The 1937-nt window shown below is 69.2% G+C and carries 2 protein-coding genes; both read left to right on the forward strand.

The features are described from left to right. The first annotated feature begins 186 nt into the window (after positions 1–186). On the forward strand, positions 187–750 hold the full coding sequence (locus tag ACFQ9K_RS44370; RefSeq protein WP_378725488.1) for a copper chaperone PCu(A)C: 564 nt from the start codon (positions 187–189) through the stop codon (positions 748–750). Continuing rightward, on the forward strand, positions 743–1933 hold the full coding sequence (locus tag ACFQ9K_RS44375) for a Dyp-type peroxidase (protein WP_378725490.1): 1191 nt from the start codon (positions 743–745) through the stop codon (positions 1931–1933). Before ACFQ9K_RS44370 ends, ACFQ9K_RS44375 begins: the two co-directional genes overlap by 8 nt. Positions 1934–1937: the final 4 nt, after the last annotated feature.

Below are 1937 nucleotides of genomic sequence, written 5' to 3' on the forward strand. Positions count from 1 at the left end.
CGGACCAGCGCTACCGCCGTGGCCGCAGAAGGCGAAACTTCGCGGCCGGTGTCGGGCACGGTTGTGCCGCCGGGCCTCCGGGCGATCTGCACGCGTGAGCCGGGTTCGCGCCGACCGTGCCCCTCCTGCCGACAACGGTGCGGAACACGCACCGCCACAACACATTCCCCACGATCGGAGAACTTCATGCGTACTCTCACCAGCTATTCGACTCGCGGCCGCCGCTCTGCACGCGTACTGCGTGGCACTGCCGCGGCGTTGTCCATTCCCCTACTCCTCGTCGCCTGTTCGTCCACCGACAGGTCGGAGGCTCGGGCGGCGGATTCGGTGACGATCACCGACCAGTGGGTCAGGGCGGCGGACGGTGAAATGTCGGCGGCGTTCGGGGAGCTGAGCAACTCGAGCGACAAGGCGCGCACGGTGGTGTCCGCTACGAGTCCTGCCTCCAATCGGGTCGAGCTGCACGAGGTGGTCGCGGATGGCGGTGGCGCCAAGACGATGCGGCCCAAGGCGGGCGGGTTCGTGATTCCGGCGCACGGGAAGGCGGAGTTGCGGCCGGGTGGGGATCACATCATGTTCATGGGGCTCACCGGTCCGTTGCGTACGGGGACCGAAACGCCGGTCACGCTGACCTTCGACGACGGGTCGACGACCACGTTCACCGCCCAGGTACGCGACTTCTCGGGCAACCAGGAGAATTACGCGCCCGACCACGCGAACGGTGCGCAGGCGCCGGCGCACGGTGGCTGAGACCGGCCAGGGACGGCTCAACCGACGGCGCCTGCTCGGGGGCGGCGCCGTCGCGGCGGGGGCGGCCGGGATCGGTTGGGGCGGCGGCGTACTCACGCACCGTCCGGACGAACCGCGGCCGGCGATCGAACCGTTCTACGGCACACATCAATCCGGCATCGCCACGGCCCCGCAGTCCCAGGCGGCCTTCGTCGCGGTCGATCTGAAACCGGGCGTCGCCAAGGACGATCTCATCGGCATCCTGAAGATCTGGACCGGCGACGCCGCCCGCCTGACCCAGGGCCGCCCCGCCCTGGCCGACACGGAACCCGAACTGGCCCAACGTCCGGCGCGGCTCACCGTCACGGTGGGCTTCGGTCCCAAGGTGTTCACCGCCTCCCGGCTCGATCACCGGCGGCCCTCTTGGCTTCGACCGCTGCCGCCGTTCACCATCGATCGACTCGAATCCGCTTGGAGCGACGGCGATCTGCTGCTGCAAGTCTGCGCGGACGAGGCGACGACGGTGTCGCACGCGGTCCGGGTGCTGTGCCGCAGCGTGTCCTCCTTGGTCACCGTCCGCTGGGTGCAACGCGGGTTCCGCGATGCCGAACCCGGTCAGACCCCGCGCAACCTGATGGGCCAGGTCGACGGCACGGTGAACATCGCCCCCGGAACCGATTTCGATCGACTCGTATGGGACAACGGCGCGGCGCAACCCTGGCTCGCGGGCGGAACCTCCTGTGTCCTGCGCCGAATCGCGATGACCCTCGACACCTGGGATGAAATCGACCGGGAGGGAAGGGAACTCACCGTCGGCCGCACCGTCGCCAACGGCGCCCCGCTGACCGGCACGAAGGAATTCGACGAACCGGACTTCGCGGCCGTCGACGAGAACGGCATCCCGATCATTCCGCCGTCCGCGCACATCGCCCGCGCGCGCCACACGCACGACGGCGAACGATTCCTGCGCCGCGGCTACAACTACGACGATGCTCCCGCGCCGGGCCAGATCTCGAATTCGGGCCTGCTCTTCGCCGCCTACCAGCGCGACGTGGACGCCCAATTCCTGCCGGTCCAACAGCGACTCGCGGAGTTCGACGCCCTCAACGTGTGGACCACCCCGGTGGGCTCGGCCGTGTTCGTCATCCTGCCGGGCGTGCCGTCACCGGGCGGCTACCTCGGGCAATCGTTGTTCGACACATAACGGC

The sequence above is a fragment of the Nocardia sp. NPDC056564 genome, assembly GCF_042793755.1.
Classification (GTDB): domain Bacteria; phylum Actinomycetota; class Actinomycetes; order Mycobacteriales; family Mycobacteriaceae; genus Nocardia.

What these genes read in the sequence shown, in the direction of transcription:
- ACFQ9K_RS44370 (WP_378725488.1), top strand. Translation starts at nt 187, where the DNA reads ATGCGTACTCTCACCAGCTATTCGACTCGCGGCCGCCGCTCTGCACGC.